Here is an 18,693-nt window from a genome sequence, read left to right as displayed (position 1 = left end):
TATTATATCTCTAAGTTACGCAAATTATTAAATAAGTCGAAACTCTCTCAAACTTAAAACTGATATAACTTTTGAGTTATTTTGTAAGCATTTCCTGTGGAATGCTGCGCAAACAGCTATTAGCTGTCAGCTCTCAGCTCTCAAGGGGGTTTTAACGAATATAGACTTTACAGCCAGCTTTTAGGCGTAAGTATAAATTCTGACTCAATTAGTAAAGCTTTTATCTAAAACTAAAAGCAATAGCTGATAGCTGATAGCTGACGGCTGAATGCTTATGTTATTTAATAGCCATTTTTACCTGCGTCGCAGGTACTTTTACCTCATCATCACTCATCGCATTATCGAGGGACATCTCCACCTCATTCAATTGATTAGCTGGAGATATCCACCACAGGGCGATCGCTGGAATTACCCCTAACAGCACACTCAAACAAGTAGGTAATAAGAATCTGCTATCTAGTGCAACTACAGTAATTATTGCTCCAAAAGCAAAGTTAACTAAATAGGTAATGAGTGGCAGATTTAACTCTTGGCGGGACAATGAAATTGTTTTCTTGCGCCAAAACCAAGCAGCTACAGACATATATATTGCACCTGTACCTACCCATCCTAGTAAGTTGCGGTAAGGCATACCAAAGAAAGAGCCTTCCTCTTGAAATGTCCAAAACGGAAATGGTGCCTGACTCATGGCTGGGTCAAGGACTAAGTCCCAAGCTGTTAGAAGTACTGCCCCTGTAGCGATCGCTCCTACATGACGTAACCAAGAACTAGAACTCTTGACTTGTAAACCACAACGAGCTAGTAAATAGCAAACTAATCCCATATAAAACCAAGATAAGGGAATTGTAAAAGGTACTAAACCTGCGATTTTGTATCCTAAGCCACTCAGGTAAGCATAATCTCCAAAAGGAAAACCTGTGCTAGTGCCCAATAGTTCGCTACTCAAAGATAGAAACACAGAAGGCAGCATAAAAGCCAGAGTTGTACCTATTCCTAAATTCCTCATGCTATACAAGGCAACTGCTAATGCTCCAAAGATAATATAAGTTGCTCCTCCACCTGTCATACTCAATTGGAAAGCAGTCTGTCCTACTGGAGGCAAGCTGATAATAATATCAGGATTAGGTAGAACTATTAACAGACCTGCTAGTCCAAAAACTGTTGACAAGATATGTACAAGTAATAGATAGCGTTCGGCAATCATAAGTTGCTTCATAAAAGTCCTATTTCTGAGTTCAAAAATCAGTAAATTTCTAGTTTTGTGTTCTTGCGAAAATACTCCAAATATATTCTGTGCATCAGCAACATAGAGTTAGAAGTATTTTTTCTGAGTGGGACTAATTTTTTCTAGAAACCAATCTGGCAAAACACTATCTATTAGTTTACAAATCTTTACAAGAAAAAGAACGAGAATCACTTATATCTTTTGTTTTACTTTTTGACACTCTGCGCTCCCTCAGAGACGCAGATTCTTAAATTTAGCTATGTGCTTATATCATATTTAAGAAAAAATGTCAATAGATAGCAGTTCGTGGTGGTATAGCGCTATGCAAAACTCAGAAGTCAGAAGTCAAAAGTAATCCCTCACTAAGTTTGAGCATTTATAAACATCCTAACCTATTTGCGTAGTGCTATATATTTAGGGTTTGCTGAAAAAGTCTTATGGGTGAAGGTAGGAGACAGGAGACAGGAGACAACCCACCCCTAACCCCGACCGTGGAGGGGAGGGCTGTTTCATTCTCAATAGACACGGGGACACGGAGACACGGAGACACGGGGATGGAAGCTTTTAAGTGGCGTTGAACCAAATATTTTCTCAGAGCTTAAATATGCTTATTGGCGCTCAAAATCGGCAAATTTTGGTAAATTTTAATGTTCCACTATCCCCTAATCTCTTTTTCTCCCTAAATCGTTAACTTACGATACTTTGAAACAGCCCTGCTCCCAGGAGGGGGACAGGAGGAACAGGGAATTTGAAGGAGGTAGGAGCGGGCGTTTTGTCCCATGTTCTGCCCAACTCTTGACCAAAATCCTGAATTTTTGAACCATTACCACCTAAAACCTCGCACCCCCTCCAGACATAAAATTACTCAAACCAATATTAGTCAATAAGGGCGATATTTAATCAGCAAACCCTATTTACAAATTGCAGGAACTACCCAATAGCTAAAAGTCTGATACGAAGGCGCTCTCTCATAGGCGAGGCTTTGGACCAATTTTTTCGGTAAAATAAGCTGAATTTTCAAATAAGATTAAGAAAATTATATTAAGCAAACTTAGTTCAAATAAATATTAATAGGAGATTAAGTGATTATAGAAATTTTCACAACAGGAATTATCGTCTTAACTGTACTTCTAGGTTTAGGCTATTTAGCACTAGAATTACAATATCGTAGTCGTCCAGGAAATGCTTTAGAACTAACCTCTGGAGAATGGCATTTAGCAGTTGCAGAACCAGAAAATTACTTATTAGTGGGTGAAATGGAATTATGCAACCGTACCAAAAGCTTAGAAATTATGGTGCCAGAAATACAAGCAGAAGTAAAACTACTGTCTGGTGCAAGTTTAGAAAAAGTAAATTATCAAACTCAAATTATTCCTTTCCATGAAGACGCCCCTGCTAGACCCGATAACTATTGGTTTGCTTATATTGTTAAAGTAGGAAAAAAGACAAAACTGAAGATATCAATTGATATTCATGGGGAAAATTTAGACCAACTAAAGTCAGCTTGGATTAAAGTTAATTATATTACCTATGGGCCTCAAGGTCGCATTCCCAAAACTCGCCATATTGTAGTGCCTCTCAAATTTCCCGATCCTAAAGCTATTCCAAATCAGCGAGAAGCACAAAATGCAGCAGTATTTCCCATTCGCACTCATTTATTAACAGAGTTAGACGATCCGATAGAAATTGTCAAACGTTACGTCGTTCCCCATGCTCAACCAGGGGACATAGTGACCATCGGTGAAACACCCCTAGCCCTAATACAAGGTCGTTTTCGTCACCCCACTGACGTTAAACCTGGATGGGTAGCCAAACGTATATGTTACTTCTTTCTGCCCACTTCTAGTCTAGCAACAGCTTGTGGGATGCAAACTCTTGTAGATATTGTTGGACCAGCCAAAGTATTGATGGCCTTTTTGGGAGGTGCCATAGCCAAATTATTAGGAAAGCCCGGTATGTTCTATCAATTTGCAGGAGAACAAGCCAGACTAATAGATGATGTTACCGGAACTTTACCTCCTTATGACCAATTTATAGTTTTAGGCCCAGAAAATCCTCAAAAATTAGTAGAACAAATCCAAAAAGCAACTGGTCTGGGTGCAGCGATCGTAGATGTTAACGATTTGAAAGCAGTTAAAATATTAGCAGCAACCTCTAATGTATCTACCTCTTTACTAGAGGAAGCTTTAAGAAGTAATCCCGCAGGAAATGCAGATGAACAAACCCCAGTAGTTTTGATCAGGCCATCATCATAAGACAAGAAGGTCACCTTCTCCGCGCTCTTCGCGACGGAGCTTGGGTAGCCCAATACCCAACTAAAAGGTGATTAGACTAAGCCTAATACGCACACCTCCAGATATTTCCCTAGTCTGGATTACCTGTGGGCTTCTTTTGGTAGAAGCATCGCGTAACTGTGAGACACAACGTATTAGGGGGTCATAGGGACATACAACTAATTTAGGATTATCTCCAAAATGACTAGAGTTCCGGTACAAAACCCAGACGGTACGCCAGCGATGCCCACCAAAGCATCACGGGCACGTCGTTGGGTAAGAGCGAAATAACAGGGCACTGGAATGATGCTGGCATTTACTAGGTCTGCTTAGTCGTTGAGCCATCAGGTCGCAACGTTCAAAAGGTAGCAGTAGGGGTAGACCCAGGCAAGTCCTACACAGGGGTTGCTATACAGTCGGCCAAAGCCACCCTCTATCTAGCTCATCTGGTTCTGCCGTTTCAGCGGGTAAAAGAGCGCATAGGTGCAGCCACGATCAAGAACGGCAAAGTTATCAAAAATGCTCCTGGTCGTGCCCTTCATCGTCGAGTGAGGCGTGGCCAGCGGATTAATCGGAAAATCCTTTTCGAGCAACGTGCCCACCGCCAGAAGCGGTTTGACAACCGTAGGCGTGATGGCAAGATAGCTCCATCAATTCGAGCTGCTAGGGAGATGGAGTTCAGAATAGTGACTGAGCTATCCAAAATCTATCCAATATCCAGCATGGTTTATGAGGTCATCAAAGCCGATGTGGATTTAACTAGTGGTAGGAGGGGGGCGCGTTCTGGCAAAGGGTTTTCTCCTGTGATGGTCGCCCATTTCTGGGCGATGAAGCAATTGCTGTCTATTGCACCAGTCAAGACCGTCTTAGGTTGGCAGAAAAATGGCAATGGTACCAGTCAAATCCGCAAGCATTTGGGACTAACAAAAATCAAGGACAAGAAGGCTCAAACACCAGAGTCTCATCCAGTAGATGGCATGGCCTTAGCTGCTACAGAGTTCATTAGGTTTGGACTGGTACCCAAGATTGGCTACGACTTGCATACATGGATTGGGTCTGTCACCATTACCTCTGCACCATTCAGGACAATCACCAGACCTGAATACTTTCGTAGAGCATTGCACTTTGACAAGGCTGACAAGGGAGGAAAGCGCAAGCGCAAGGGTGGAACCATTACCCCATTTGATGTGCGCTGTGGCGATCGAGTCATGGCTACCAAGTCTGGTGAAACTTTGATGGGCTGGGTAGGTGGTTATACCCAGACAGCCAAGTCCAAAAATATCAGTGTGTATGACCACAACTGGAAACGGTTAGGGCAATACGCACCGAGTAAGGTGCGGCTCATTGGGAGGTCGAACAAGCTATGTGTAGCGTAACGGTGGCTAAAGTCGCACGAGTCGCTGCGCTCAAGCGACAGGGATTCCAAGCATCCCGAATTGTTTACTTGATGGAAATGAAGGCTAAAAAAGTGAAGATTACTGGAATTAGCAAGATATAAAGTATTACTAATGCTTATATAGCTAATCTGAAATAACTATAAACTAACGTCCATTTTAGTCATTCAAAATTATCTGGATGACCAAAAATGGATTGAGCCAAATTTCCAGCTCCACCAGAATCAAAACTTTATTTGATATTTGATATCAGTACATAAAAATCTAGAAGAAAAAATTATGAAACCTTTTAAGGGCCAGAACCAAAGTCAGGTGGTCATCCGTCCCCTAGAGTACCGCGACCTAGAAGCGATCAAGAACATAAGTAAGGAAACTCCAGAAGTACAACACAAACACCGAGATGTTACCTTTAACCTCTCTCCTATTAACCTTAGTCAGAAATTACCACAAATTAGTCGTTGGTACTGGCCTATAAAATTATTGAGCCTTTTCCCTAATCCCTGCAAATATTTGCTAACTTCCTATGTTGCAGAAGTAGATGGACAAATTAAAGGAGCAGTCCAGGTATCTCCTAGCAACCGCACTCGCAGCAGTTGGCGGGTAGAAGGGATAGTTACGGAAGAAACAGGGACAAACAGAGGAATAGGTTCTCAACTATTACGATACTGCTTTGAGAAAATTTGGGAAGCACGGACATGGTTATTGGAAGTTAATGTTAATGATAAAGAAACTATGGCCCTTTATCGGCAAAATGGTTTTCAGCCATTAGCCCAAATTACTTACTGGACAATTACTCCTCAACAATTACAAGAGTTAGCCCTTTCTCAGCCAAATTTACCAAACTTACTACCTATTAGTAATGCTGATGCTCAGTTGCTCTATCAATTGGACACAGTATCTATGCCTCCTCTGGTACGGCAAGTATTCGACCGCCATATCCCAGATTTTAAAACTGGCTTTGTTAGTAGTTTAATAGAGGGAGTAAGGCAATGGCTAAATCATACTGAATTGGTTAGTGGGTATGTGTTTGAACCTCAACGTAAGGCAGCGATCGGCTACTTTCAAGTACAATTATGTCGTGATGGTACACAACCACATATAGCTCAATTAACTGTACATCCAGCTTATACTTGGTTGTATCCAGAGTTATTATCTCAAATGGCAACGCTGGCTCAAGATTTTCCTCATCAAGCTCTACAACTTGCTTCTGTTGATTATCAACCTGAACGTGAAGCATATTTAGAAAAGATAAAAGCTCAACAAATTGAACATTCTTTGTTTATGTCTCGTTCTGTTTGGCATAAACTTCGAGAGTCTAAGTCTGTTATTTCTGACCTCCAGTTTTCGGAAGTTCTTCAAGGTCTACAACCAGTTCGTAAACCAGTTCCTAGCCGTAGTTCTTTGTTGAAAATGATGCAAAATACCCATGGTAAAAGTAGTAACTCTCAGCTCAAGACTAATAATAATTATTATTATTGGGAAGCTACAAATGAACAAGTAAATTCTGCATCAGAATCTTCATCTTCTATATCTCCAAATTCAGAAAGTGGAGAGGAAGATGATAATGGAAAAATCTAAATATTAATAATTACTTGTGTCTAATTGAAGAAGGTTTTAGGTGGTAGGTTTAATCAGGAGTTAGATGACAGCAATCTTTGTAAACTTGTAAACACTGCTGGTGAAGCTTGGGGGGAAACAGAAGTTTAAATCCTCCCTAAATTATACTCAAACCTACTTTTTTTAGAAGAGAATAGGTAATTGTTATATTTGTTATTTATTGATTGTTTATTAATTGTTGAACATCTCCAATTGACCACGAAAAGGAAAGAGAGATTTGTCGCAAGTCTAAAAAGTATAATTGTAGATTAAGGAGTTGAATGTTCAATGTCTCAATCTCGAATTTCAGCTCTTGGCTTAGATGTAGGGAGAAAACGTATAGGGGTCGCAGGATGTGATGGTACTGGTTTAATTGCTACTGGTATTACTACTATTAAACGTACCTCTTTTCAAGAAGATATAGCTAAGTTAAAAGTTCTTGTCCAAGAACGTCAAGTACAAGTTCTAATCGTAGGTTTACCATACTCTATGAATGGTTCTATCGGTTTTCAAGCTAAACAAATACAAAAATATGCTCAAAGATTGTCACAAGCTCTGGCTCTACCTATAGAATATATTGATGAACGTTTGACTTCAGTTCAAGCTGAGGAGATGTTGAAAGCTGCAAATATTTCTCCTTCTCAGAATAAACATTTAATTGATAGAAAAGCGGCAGCTTTGATTTTACAGCAATGGCTGGATGAACGTAGAAAACAAAATATTAGTTCACAAGTAAATAATTCAATAGAGATAGATATAGAAAAACCTATTACATAGAATAGAAATAAATTTAAATTGATGTATAGAAAAAAATTAATAATATCTATAAATATAGTATTATGCAAGTATATTAAGACTATTTATGAATGCGAAATCTACACATTATCTGACTATTTTTAATTCTTTCAGTCTTTGTTTTACCGAAAAATTCTGGGTATGCGCCTCCCCTTTTAAGGGGATAAAAAAAGAGAATATTTCAGATTTCAAGCCTCCTTATTGCAGAGGTACTGATAACTGATAACTGATAACTGATAACTGAAATGACGGCATATTCCAAGTATATGAAGTACAAATATTAACAATTAAATGTTTGTAGCGGGGGCATCTTGCCTGCTATAGGTATAGCTCACTCCTTATGGAATCTTCTGTATCTATGTCTTTAAGACCACCAACCAATTATCCTTTTTATTCAATTTTGGAGAATAATATCAAATCTGGTTAAACAGTTATAGAATGGTTAAGTTAGGAGGAGTCAGGAGTCAGGAGGAGAGAGAATTACAAAGATGAGCGTAGTTATGACCATTGGATAATTTTTTTATGTTCAATAAAACGGATTTGATATCAACTGAGAAATGCTATATTTCACATCCAGGTTTTTCGACAATTTCTGTCATATTTGACTAGATAAAAACTAGTACGATAGATCGCAATTATGTCTACTGAGCAGAACTGAAGAATTAAAAAAAATGCCAGCAAAGGGTCAAATAAATCTCAATTGCACGACACTTTAAAAATTAGAGAAGCTAATAATATTCTTGAACTTACATAGACTAATTTAACTCACTATTTCTGTTTTTTCTAAGATGACTTGAAATTTAAATATTTTTCAAATAGTCAATCAATACTAAATATAAAAACAGAGTTATCATCAGATTAGTGAAATTTTAATGTTATTAAGTATCAATCAAGTATAATTCTGAGAAATGATAGTTAATTGTTAATTTTCTAGAAAAGGCTCTACGATATCTTAGAATATGATCGAAAAATTGTTAAGTATTGAAATACATACTACCTATAGTTAATTGTATGGAGGTATATGTTCAATAATGAATAATTAATAATGAATAATTAATAATTACCTATCCTTGAAAAGAAGAGGATTGACAAAGAGATGAAAATTTTTTTTTCTCTTGGTCGATTGGATATGGCGAGGAGACCTCGCCATCCCATCCTAGGTCATGCTGCGCAAACGACCGCTTATTATCCCCTTAAAAGGGGAGGCGCATACCCACAATTTTTCGGTAATTATCTAGCAGAATCTAAAAATCTGCTTACTGGTAATCAACAAAAACTCCATCTCTTAGACCTTGTTTGAAGCTTAATGAACAGAATTTATCTATACTTAGATCACTACTAAAGTGAACAAATCATCAAAATACCCAAAATGTATTCATCCCCAGAATCACAAGAAAATGGACAATATCCAGAAACTTATGTCACTTTAACTGATGAGGCAGAGCGATCGCTATGTTGTACCGTAGAGTATTCTATGGAGTTAGATAACCAAGAGTATGTAATGTTATTACCAGTAGACTTACCTATAGAAATCTTTACTTGGGCACAAGGAGATTTAGACCAAGCAACTATTCCTGTAGGTGATGAGATGGAAATTGATCGAATTTTTGATACTGCCAAAGTCGTACTTGAAGAACAAAACCTCACACTTCAAAGAACAGCTATAACTTTAACTGTTACTGGGGAGTTACCAGAATGGGATGAAGATGAACTAGATGAAGTAGATGAAAATGATGAAGAAGGTGAATATTACGAAGAATTGGCCACTTTTTTATATAAAGACCAGAAATACGCAATATATACACCATTAGACCCATTTTTAATTCCAGCTCGTAAAAGCAATGATGGAAAACTAGAATTGCTTTCAGAAGAAGAGTTTCAGGAAATTCAGCCAATGGTTCAATCAATGCTAGAAGATCAACTTTTCCATGATATGGAATAGACTCTTTGGAATTTTGAGCAAATTAGGATGATTTAATCAAATATTTAGATTTAAAATTATGCTCTAGAATAACCATTAGAATCATCTTTGCTACAAACTCAGCTAAGAGAACCTTGAGGATAAAGTATTAACTAATCAAATGAGAAACAGTATTAAACTAATTTCTAATCGTGCCCTGTTCTATTTGGCCATTCTGCCTGTAAGCTGTGGTATTTTCGCTTGGCAGGGATGGGCCTGGTGGAGTTGGGTTAGTGGACCACTAGTGACAAACACATCATCCACTCAGTCTCCAGAAGAAAATGCTGTAACAATTACAATTCCAGTGGGAACTTATGGTCAACAAATAGGTGAAGACTTAGAAACTGCTGGTATTATTCGTTCTGCAACAGCTTGGAATTTCTGGGTCAAATGGTTGGGAATACAAAATCCCGATCTAGAATTTAAAGCAGGAACTTATAAATTATCACCTACAGAACCACTCAGCGCGATCGCAGATAAAATTCTAGAGGGAGATGTAGTTAAACTCAGCTATACCATTCGTGAAGGATGGTCAATTCAACAAATGGCTGAATATTTAGAAGCTCGAGAATTTTTTCCTGCTGCTGATTTTATTGCTGCTACTAGAAATATTCCTTATGATAAATTTCCCTGGTTACCAAGTAATATACCTCACTTAGAAGGTTATTTATTCCCAGATACTTATAAGATAGAAGCACAAAAAAATACTCCCGAAGCTATTATTAATCAAATGTTAGGGCAGTTTGAAAAAATTGCATTACCTGTATATCAGAAAAATCTGAATAATGCCGAAAATTTGAACCTCCATGAGTGGGTGACATTGGCGAGTATTGTAGAAAAAGAATCTGTAGTTTCTGAGGAGCGAGGTGTAATTTCCGGTGTATTTAATAATCGTTTGAAGAAAGGTATGAGGTTAGCAGCAGACCCAACAGTGGAATATGGCCTTGGTATCCGTCAAACAAAAGAGAAACCTCTTACCTATCGTCAGGTTGAAACTCCTTCTCCTTATAATACTTATCTTAATATTGGCTTACCACCAACTGCAATTGCTAGTCCTGGTTTAGCAAGTTTAGAAGCAACTCTTAATCCAGATGATACTGAATATTTATATTTTATGGCCAGGTATGATGGTACTCATATTTTCAGTCGTACTGCTGCAGAACATGAGGCTGCTATTGCAGAGGTAGAAAGAATGTTATCATCTCAGTAGCTAGTGTCGCTATGCGGAACTCCAAAGTCAGAATTCATGCATCGAGTGCGTAATTCTGAGGTGTCCTCAGAATGTAAGACGCACATCTGACAGTCAATCATTTTTGATTTGTAATTTTTTTAGGATTTTGTAACTGGTTAGTTATTTCCGCCATCCTGCACTAGTAGTTTTTTTGTTTTTTTTGATGAGTAAGAAAGTCAAAATTAGCAGTTTATGAATAAATAACTTTGATGTATTTTATTGATACTGCGCTAATATTTTACTTTTGACTTTTAACTTATTTATTTAAAATTATTGTTATTATAATAAATATTAATTTTATGTCTTGGGGTAAACTTTTACAGCCAGATTTAGTTTTAGGGAACTCAATTTTAAGCCTAACATCAGGAATTATCCAAAAACATCAAATTAAAGGTTTAGTTTTAGATGTAGATGATACTCTTGTGCCAATTCGTGACAGTAACACTTCTCCTGAATTAAGTGAATGGGTAGAAGAAATTAGGACTATAACAAGTCTATGGTTAGTAAGTAATAATCTGAGCCAATATAGAATAAGTCGCATTGCCGAGTCTCTCAATATACCTTATATTGCTGGAGCGGGTAAACCTTCTCGTCGTAAGTTAAAAAAAGCTGTTGATGCGATGAACTTACCAGTAGAACAGGTTGCAATGGTAGGCGATCGCTTATTTACTGATGTTTTAGCAGGAAATCGTTTAGGAATGTTTACTATTCTAGTTGAACCTATATCTAATATTGGCTCAGAATTTCCTAATTACGGAGTTCGCTCTTTTGAAATCTGGGTTTCTCAACTTCTAGGAGCATCTTTAAGTATGAGTGCCTATCGTTTAATGCCTGGAAATAAGAAATAATATCAAATCCGGTTAAACACTTATATATAGATTGGTTAAGTAAGGAGGAGTCAGGAGACAGGAGACAGGAGACAGGAGGAACGGGGAATGAGCGAGGAGCTAGGAGTAAGAATTGTCCCAAGATTGTTCTGCCCAACTCTTGCGTAAAATACTAACATCCATGAGCGTTTTAGACTGAAACAAGCGCACTGCAATTCGACGCCAAAAAGGCACTTGTCTTTATATGTCAATGCTTTTAGATTTAATCAACAGAGCAATAATTAGGGTTTGCTGAAAAAGTCTTATGGGTGAGGGTAGGAGACAGGAGACAGGAGGCAGGAGGCAGGAGGCAGGAGACAGGAGACAAGAGACAGGAGAAATGGGGATGAGCGAGGAGGTAGGAGTAACAATTGTAAGAATGATTTTTCTGCCCAACTATGCGCCTAAAATACGCTCCTTTTTGAGCATAAAGAGCTAAAAACTAGGCACTGCAATTCGACCCCAAAAAGACTAAAACCTTTATCTGTAAATACTTTTAGATTTAATCAGCAGAGCAATAATTAACTAGCTATCAGCTTTTAGCAGCTCTGATTGAAATCCCCTTCTAAACGTCAAAAAAAATGAACAAAGCTGAGTGCTGAGTGCTGAACGGTTCTTTAACAATAGGTTAAGGGCGATAATTTTAAGATTATTAATATTATTGTGAGGTGGAATTTATTTCTTCTCAAAGCCGTTATTAACGGCTATATTTTTAGTTTTTGACTTCAGCTATTTCTATTATTCGACCATTCCAGTCTTTAACTAATAAATTCAGGGGTCTCTCCATTCTAATTTTGTATTTAATACCTCGCATTTGTACGCGCATTAATATTTGTTCTAAACAATCTTTATCAAAACAAACATGGCGTTGATTATTTTTTGTACCAAGACTTGCTCCACTAATAATATGTACCTGTGTGTTTTTCATCAATTGATACCACAGACCATCTGAAACTCCTGTTCCTTGGTTAGTAGTGCTTGGTCTGGAATAATCACTTGATAAATAAAGTGGATCTATACCTGTTGCACCTAATGTTTGTTCATAATTATAATAATAATGTAAAGGTACTTCTGCTACTGGTAAATCCAGCATTCCTTCATAAAACTGTTGAGCAAGGGCTAAATCTGAAACCATGATTGTGTGAACTTTCGGGGCGCTAGTAAGAAACATCCACATAGCTACAGCATAAGCTGCTAGTAGCATTACCATTATTCCTTGAGTAGAAAATAGACTATCAAGTGGTAACTCTGGTAAAAAAGCGCTTAAAGTTAACTGGGGGAGCAGAAAAGCCATAATATTTACTACTAACATCATCTAATCAGATATTAAGAATTACGATTGATTAATTTTTGTGGTCTTAGCGCAAACTCTATTTAAGTTTAACCTTACTATAATATTATAGAATATTAGTAGTACTCAACAGCAAACGCCCTTTCAGTAGCTTCAATATGTAACCAATAGATAGATTGTTTTACACAGCATCTGGTAGTTTTTACTTGTCTTTAGAAGGTAATTTCTTGAGAAGTCATTATGTGAAATATATTCAAGTCTTTGTCTACGGTACTCTTAAACCAGGAGAGGCAAACTAAAAATCCTATTGTGCTGAATATGTTGTGGATGCTTTTCCGGCAATAACTAATGGTCTGTTATATTAACTGCCTTTTGGCTATCCAGCGATAACTAGAGGAGATATGAATGTATCATAAACATTCAACACAAATATAGTCATATGGTCTCCAGAAATTAGGGCTAATATTGACATAATCTAACAATGTATGTGATAATGAAAGATTAAATACCCTCAAGAGTCAACTATCTGAGTTAAATAGGGTGAAATTCCACCGAATGACACGCTACCTCTAGATACATAAGAACCTACGTCCAAGCCTCTGTATTATGACCAAGCAAAAATTGAATCAGGGAGATCATCAAAAAAGAGGAAAAGAAAAAGTAGTCCCAAATGTTTTTGACCATGGGATAGAGAAGCTAGTGCGCCCTTGCGGGCTCCCCGACAGTCACACCACTGGCGTGGTTTTGTGGTGCCTCCTTTCCTAGGTCATGCTGCGAAAACGGAGGAGCTACGCTAACACAAGCGTCAAAGTAAAACCTGCGTTCCGAAAGATATGTCATATTTGACTATATTTTTATGAACTATATGGATTTATCTTATCATTCAGAAATCCAGAGGTTTTGCTAGATTTGGATCGATTAGAGGATTATCATCCTGAATGCCATCAAACAGGAAATGATTACCAGAGACAAAAAATTGATACTTTTGGACTTAATGGAGAATACTTATGGACTGTCTGGAGCTATTTAATGTTACCAGAAAAGGTTAATTTATTTGGTGGGAAATTACTGCCTAGTGGATTTTGGACAAACCATTGACGAAGTCAGATAGGGGAACCGTCGGATTGGCGACGTACAGAAGTCATAAGTTATTTTTGTTACGAGGATTTTGAGTAACCCTACAAAAATATTTCGCCTTAAAAGGCGGGGTTAAAGACCCAATTATTTTGATCAACCTTTCCACTTCTAAGTATAGTAAAAGTTATACATAAATATAATAGTCATATTAAAGGAATATAATTTGCTTACCTACTGGTAATTTTATAATCTTATTATTGATTTTTCACTGGTGAAATTGGAGGTTGAGGAATTTGAAGTACTGGATCGTTTATAGTTAACATCACATTATTAGGATTCACTATTTCTATTACAGGCTCATTTAAAGCAATTTGTACAGTTTCAGAATTAGAATGTTCAGCTAGCTGCAGAATATTAGTCCGACTATTTGAGATTATTCCCGATATAAATGCTATACATAGAGCCGCAATAGCAGTACCACCTAAGACAAATTTCCGTTTCGATCTACGGTCGATTTTATCAAATACTTGATCGACTGTTATATCAACAGGTTGTACTTTGATATCTATTGGCATTCTTTGAAATTCAGAATGTAGTTGTAGTAGTCTTTGATAGAGATGTTTGGCAACTGGATCTCTAGCAAGTAGAAGTTCTACTTCTCTACGTTGTGATGGAGTTACTTCACCATCTAGATATGCACTTACTAATTCAAACCTTTCTTGTTCCATCATTTTTTTACAGCCTGAAATTGATTATCTAAGTTATTTGAATTAACATTTTTACTCATATTCCAACCACAGAAAACCTTAATATTTTATCAAAAAGCCAATTGAATTATTGTTGTTCTACTCGATTAAATTGGATTAGTAGTTAGAGATTTATCTTGACTAAATTTTTACTCAAAAATCAATTACTTATTATATATAAATCCTTTTATATATAAATCCTTCAAATATTCAGATATTTTTGGAGTTGTAATTGTAATCTTTGCCTAGCTCTAGCAATTCTTGATTTGACAGTGCCTAGAGAAACTCCAGTAATTTCTGCAATTTCTTCATAAGATAAACCTTCTATTTCTCTCAAGACAATAGTTACCCTAAAGACTTCTGGTAATTGGGAAATTGCATCCCTCAGATAATCATAAAATTCTTGTGTAGTTAACTCTTCTTCTGGCCCTGGAGTATTTGTAGCAATTTCCCAATCTATAATACCATCATCTAAGGCCAGAGGAGCGTCTAATGATAAAGGAGGGGTAACTCGTTTTCGTTTCCGTAACTCATCATAAAACAGGTTAGTTGTGATACGACTCAGCCAACTCTTAAACTTTACTGGTTCTTGTAATCTTTTAATATTACGGTATACACGAATCCAAACCTCTTGAGCCAAATCTGAGCGGTCTTGCCATTCGGGGGCTAAATGATACAAAATTTTATCTACATGGAGTTGGTATCGATGTAGAAGTTCTGCAAAGATTGCACGATCTGGGCGACTACCTTGTTGGCAGCGCAATACTAGATCGTAGTTAGAGAGTTTTTCAGGTGGCAATTCCACTTGCGAAAGGGTTTGTTCAACTTTAGACCAGGGTACAAATATATATTGACTCATCAGCGGAATTGGCTCAATAGTTTTGTCAATTAGCTCTAATTCCAATGGACGAGAAATATTTTATAAAGTTCCCAATTATTAATTTTCGTTGGAGAATAGTCGCGGTCGGGAAATCTGTTGTAGCACAAGAAAGAAGAAGGAAAAAGCTTGCGTTGTCCGAGTTTTGAGCTTTTGATATGTCCGCGCCCTTTTCTTCGACTGCTATAATGTTTAGACAAAAGTAAACAGAAAGCTAGGTTTAGACGCTATGCTGACTGTGTAGGGGCACTTTGACTTGTCCCCAGAGAATATATCTTTGGTCAGAATCATGAGAAAACGAAGCAACAAGGATTTATCGGTGTTGCGTAGTATCAACTTAGAATCCCCTCGGCAACAGCTGCGGGGAATAGTCAAATCAAGAATACATAATCCCAGGGGATGCACCTTACCCTACCTACAACGTACAAGCGGCCAACTTAGCAAAGCTCTTCACAAGCTCCAATACTAACCCAACTACTCGAACCATCGGCCCAATGTTCTTTTTTCCATATAGGAGCTGTATGTTTCAAAGTATCAATGCCATAACGACAAGCTTCAAAAGCTTCTGAACGGTGTGGACACCCAACGGCTACTAACACGCTGATTTCACCAATTTTTAAACGTCCCACTCGGTGATGAATGACCACGGTCTCAACTTCTGGCCATTTACTACGAATTTCTGTAGAAATCTGCTCAAAAACTTTGATGGCCATAGGTTGATAGGCTTGATATTCTAAGGTAACTACAGATTTACCGTCTGTTTGATTGCGAACCATTCCACTCATTACTACTACAGCACCATTAGCAGGATTATCGGCTAAAGTGTAGATTTCAGCAATAGATAAAGGAGCTATAGTAATAGCAAAGTTATCTTGTTCTTGTTTTAGTTTGGTAGATAAAGGTACTTTTAAATTATAATTCATAATATCATTCAAGAATTTAGAATTTAGAATTTAGAATTTAGAATTAGGGCTTGCTGAAAAAGTCTTTTAGTAGGGGTAGGAGTCAGGAGTCAGGAGTCAGGAGTCAGGAGAAATGGGAATTTAGAAGAGGTGGGAGTAAGAATTGTCCCAAGATTGTTCTACCATAAACAATTTTCAGCGCCCCATTGACGGTGGGGTATTAAACCCGGCACAGAAAAGATAAAAACTATATCAATCATAGCAAAATTTCCATATTGTTAGAGAATAATTAAAGAGTAAAAAAAATATTTATTACTTTTATTATGGAGCTATTTAGTGCTTCGGTTTTGATTTTTTATATCTTTTTGTTTTATTAAATAAAATTACTTTATGTAATAAAAATTAAGTATAATTATTTATATTCAGCAGTATATATTGGTATTTATCAACTTAAGCATAATTCAAAATATAGATAAAGTGTCTTTCTACAAAAAGAAAATATTACTGCCATATTATGGCATTTTTTAGAGAATGGTACACATTTATTTCTCCTCTTGTGTTGCTTGTTGCTTGTTCCTTATTCTTTAATACCAAGGGTGAAAAAAGTATTTTACGAATAATAAGAGCAATTAAAATACTTTATCTCAAGGTTGGTTGAAGACCCGCGCTCTCCCGAAGGGGAGCTAGGGCATGAAAACCAATCAATTTTGCGGCGCATGTCAATAGTGTGTTAGACTTAGAAATATGGCTGCTGGGCTAGCAGTGTCAGTCTGTGGAGCGACCGTAAGACCAGAAAAAGGTTCGGCCTTGGAGGCAGGTGCATTGAAGCAGAAAGATCTAAGAGCGCGATGGTTAGGAATCCCGCGCTGTCACGCAAGTGCAGCGTCGGGAGGATGTCAAAGGAGATACCTTTTGGACTAAAAAGATAAATTTAGACCTAAAAACTACCATTAAAGCAATTCCCATACGACTCCTGATGAGTGAGGAGTGAGGAGTGAGGAGTGAGGAGTGAGGAGTGAGGAATAAGAAATATCCTAGCTATTTGTAGTAAACATTTATCAATTTGGTATAAAACCTATAATTTTGTAATTCACCAGTATGGTAATTGCTATATTCAAGATTCTGTTTTGCTTCCACCTAAAAGATATAGTAAAGCCATTCTTACAGCAATACCACTGGTGACTTGTTGAGAAATTAAACTTAACTGGGGATCATCCATTAAGTCAGAACTAATTTCTACTCCTCGGTTAACAGGTCCAGGGTGTAATAATTTGACTCCTGGTTGACAAAGTTTGAGGCGATCGCGTGTAATACCAAATAATTGATGATATTCCCGTAAACTAGGTAATAAAGATTCGCTCATCCTTTCTTTTTGGAGACGTAGGGTCATTACAAAATCAGCTTTTTCTAGAGCTGGTTTAATATCCCAATGTACAAATAATTTACTCGGTCTATTTTTGCCAAATTCGGCGAAATATTTAGGTAGTAAAGTAGGTGTTCCAGCTAAATGTACTTCCGCACCAGAAGCCGTAAAACTCCAAATATTAGACCGTGCTACTCTAGAGTGGAGGATATCTCCTACAATAGCAATTTTTTTTCCCTCCAAAAGTTCTATTCTAGGTTGAGTTGAATCTAACAACATACAGATAGTAAATAAGTCAAGTAAAGCTTGAGAAGGGTGTTCATGTTGACCATCTCCAGCATTCAGAATTCGCACTCCAGAACCATTGCGATCCATTTCTGAAGCGATCGCTGCCGGAACTCCTGCATCACGATGTCGAATGACCATCATATCTGTACCCATTGCTAGATAGGTCATTGCTGTATCCAGGATAGTTTCCCCCTTGCTGAGAGAAGAAGTACCAGGGGCAAAATTTAGAGTATCCGCAGACAAACGTTTAGCAGCTAGTTCAAAACTATTGCGGGTGCGTGTAGAAGGTTCAAAGAATAAATTTGCTACTACTTGACCTTGTAATGCAGGCACTTTCTTCATCCTGCGACCTAAAACTTCTTGAAAACTAGCTGCTGTTTGTAATACAATATTATATTCATTGGGTGTAAATTCTGCCAGAGATAAAATATGACGACGAGTCCAGAGGTTTGTAGACATTTTCGATTCAACTTTTGTGAGATGATTATCAGTTATACCATTTTCATAAAATATTGCTACAGTGGTTTATTTCTAGGTGTTAGGTGTTAGTTATGAGAGAGAACAAGTGCCAATTTTCCAATCCTTTGCCCCCGGATTTTACTGTAATAATATTTCTTGAATTTGGTATTAATTAATTGGTTTCGATTAATATTATAGGGGTTCTAGAGAAAGTTTTATTCAAGAATTTAGAATTAAAAATTAAGAATTAAGAATTACCGAATAATTAAGGTATAAAGCCTCTCCTTTAAAGGAGAGGCTTTATACAAATTGAAAAAATAATGTTACAAATAAACTGGCTAGTAAATAAC

Annotated in this window: 13 protein-coding genes and 1 pseudogene; 8 read left to right on the top strand and 6 right to left on the bottom strand. The window is 37.3% G+C overall.

The window, feature by feature from the left end; translation table 11 throughout:
- Positions 1 to 277 precede the first annotated feature (277 nt).
- Positions 278 to 1,216 carry a gamma-carotene 1'-hydroxylase CruF gene (cruF, locus tag F6K23_RS14795; protein WP_293156614.1) on the bottom strand — a complete coding sequence of 313 codons (939 nt, stop codon included), beginning with the start codon at positions 1,214 to 1,216 and terminating at the stop codon, positions 278 to 280.
- Positions 1,217 to 2,310: 1,094 nt separating this feature from the next.
- Between cruF and F6K23_RS14790 the strand changes: the two genes are divergently transcribed.
- From F6K23_RS14790 to F6K23_RS14760, 7 genes and pseudogenes are all read left to right on the top strand, one after another.
- The gene (locus F6K23_RS14790) at positions 2,311 to 3,480 is read left to right on the top strand and encodes a F420-0:Gamma-glutamyl ligase (RefSeq protein WP_293156767.1); all 1,170 of its coding nucleotides are present in this window, start codon (positions 2,311 to 2,313) and stop codon (positions 3,478 to 3,480) included.
- Positions 3,481 to 3,887: 407 nt separating this feature from the next.
- A pseudogene (locus F6K23_RS14785) lies at positions 3,888 to 4,874 on the top strand (RRXRR domain-containing protein); the annotation flags it as partial.
- A 297-nt stretch (positions 4,875 to 5,171) separates the two neighbouring features.
- Entirely contained in the window at positions 5,172 to 6,470 is a 1,299-nt protein-coding gene (locus F6K23_RS14780; protein ID WP_293156611.1) for a GNAT family N-acetyltransferase, read from the top strand.
- 306 nt (positions 6,471 to 6,776) lie between these two features.
- Positions 6,777 to 7,265, top strand: a complete 489-nt coding sequence (gene ruvX / locus F6K23_RS14775; RefSeq protein WP_293156608.1) for a Holliday junction resolvase RuvX — start codon at positions 6,777 to 6,779, stop codon at positions 7,263 to 7,265.
- Positions 7,266 to 8,652: 1,387 nt separating this feature from the next.
- Complete coding sequence (locus F6K23_RS14770) at positions 8,653 to 9,225, top strand: DUF3727 domain-containing protein (protein WP_293156605.1); 573 nt, start codon at positions 8,653 to 8,655, stop codon at positions 9,223 to 9,225.
- 139 nt (positions 9,226 to 9,364) lie between these two features.
- On the top strand, positions 9,365 to 10,453 hold the full coding sequence (gene mltG, locus F6K23_RS14765) for an endolytic transglycosylase MltG (protein ID WP_293156602.1): 1,089 nt from the start codon (positions 9,365 to 9,367) through the stop codon (positions 10,451 to 10,453).
- A gap of 320 nt (positions 10,454 to 10,773) precedes the next feature.
- A complete protein-coding gene (locus tag F6K23_RS14760; protein ID WP_293156599.1) occupies positions 10,774 to 11,322 on the top strand; it encodes a YqeG family HAD IIIA-type phosphatase in 549 nt (182 codons plus the stop codon).
- A gap of 730 nt (positions 11,323 to 12,052) precedes the next feature.
- On the opposite strand, the gene F6K23_RS14755 is transcribed toward F6K23_RS14760, so the two are convergent.
- On the bottom strand, positions 12,053 to 12,655 hold the full coding sequence (locus tag F6K23_RS14755; RefSeq protein WP_293156596.1) for a glyoxalase-like domain protein: 603 nt from the start codon (positions 12,653 to 12,655) through the stop codon (positions 12,053 to 12,055).
- An 885-nt stretch (positions 12,656 to 13,540) separates the two neighbouring features.
- Between F6K23_RS14755 and F6K23_RS14750 the strand changes: the two genes are divergently transcribed.
- Complete coding sequence (locus tag F6K23_RS14750; protein WP_293156593.1) at positions 13,541 to 13,729, top strand: hypothetical protein; 189 nt, start codon at positions 13,541 to 13,543, stop codon at positions 13,727 to 13,729.
- 233 nt (positions 13,730 to 13,962) lie between these two features.
- Here F6K23_RS14750 and F6K23_RS14745 read toward each other — a convergent pair whose 3' ends face one another.
- From F6K23_RS14745 to F6K23_RS14730, 4 genes are all read right to left on the bottom strand, one after another.
- The gene (locus tag F6K23_RS14745) at positions 13,963 to 14,439 is read right to left on the bottom strand and encodes an anti-sigma factor (RefSeq protein WP_293156590.1); all 477 of its coding nucleotides are present in this window, start codon (positions 14,437 to 14,439) and stop codon (positions 13,963 to 13,965) included.
- Positions 14,440 to 14,656: 217 nt separating this feature from the next.
- Entirely contained in the window at positions 14,657 to 15,313 is a 657-nt protein-coding gene (locus F6K23_RS14740) for a sigma-70 family RNA polymerase sigma factor (protein WP_293156587.1), read from the bottom strand.
- A 455-nt stretch (positions 15,314 to 15,768) separates the two neighbouring features.
- Positions 15,769 to 16,254: a molybdenum cofactor biosynthesis protein MoaE gene (locus F6K23_RS14735; RefSeq protein ID WP_293156584.1), complete on the bottom strand. Its 486-nt coding sequence runs from the start codon at positions 16,252 to 16,254 to the stop codon at positions 15,769 to 15,771.
- A 1,093-nt stretch (positions 16,255 to 17,347) separates the two neighbouring features.
- Positions 17,348 to 18,343: an aspartate carbamoyltransferase catalytic subunit gene (locus F6K23_RS14730; protein ID WP_293156581.1), complete on the bottom strand. Its 996-nt coding sequence runs from the start codon at positions 18,341 to 18,343 to the stop codon at positions 17,348 to 17,350.
- Between the last annotated feature and the right edge of the window lie 350 nt (positions 18,344 to 18,693).

This window comes from Okeania sp. SIO2C9 (genome assembly GCF_010672455.1).
Taxonomy (GTDB): Bacteria; Cyanobacteriota; Cyanobacteriia; order Cyanobacteriales; family Microcoleaceae; genus Okeania.
The sequence above is the reverse complement of the archived record's forward strand: the minus strand, read 5'-3'. Positions and strand labels throughout refer to the sequence as shown.

Coding starts and splice junctions, on each gene's coding strand:
- mltG (WP_293156602.1), top strand. CDS start 9,365: ATGAGAAACAGTATTAAACTAATTTCTAATCGTGCCCTGTTCTATTTG.
- F6K23_RS14735 (WP_293156584.1), bottom strand. CDS start 16,254: ATGAATTATAATTTAAAAGTACCTTTATCTACCAAACTAAAACAAGAA.
- F6K23_RS14760 (WP_293156599.1), top strand. CDS start 10,774: ATGTCTTGGGGTAAACTTTTACAGCCAGATTTAGTTTTAGGGAACTCA.
- F6K23_RS14780 (WP_293156611.1), top strand. CDS start 5,172: ATGAAACCTTTTAAGGGCCAGAACCAAAGTCAGGTGGTCATCCGTCCC.
- F6K23_RS14730 (WP_293156581.1), bottom strand. CDS start 18,343: ATGTCTACAAACCTCTGGACTCGTCGTCATATTTTATCTCTGGCAGAA.
- cruF (WP_293156614.1), bottom strand. CDS start 1,216: ATGAAGCAACTTATGATTGCCGAACGCTATCTATTACTTGTACATATC.
- ruvX (WP_293156608.1), top strand. CDS start 6,777: ATGTCTCAATCTCGAATTTCAGCTCTTGGCTTAGATGTAGGGAGAAAA.
- F6K23_RS14745 (WP_293156590.1), bottom strand. CDS start 14,439: ATGATGGAACAAGAAAGGTTTGAATTAGTAAGTGCATATCTAGATGGT.
- F6K23_RS14740 (WP_293156587.1), bottom strand. CDS start 15,313: ATGAGTCAATATATATTTGTACCCTGGTCTAAAGTTGAACAAACCCTT.
- F6K23_RS14755 (WP_293156596.1), bottom strand. CDS start 12,655: ATGATGTTAGTAGTAAATATTATGGCTTTTCTGCTCCCCCAGTTAACT.
- F6K23_RS14770 (WP_293156605.1), top strand. CDS start 8,653: ATGTATTCATCCCCAGAATCACAAGAAAATGGACAATATCCAGAAACT.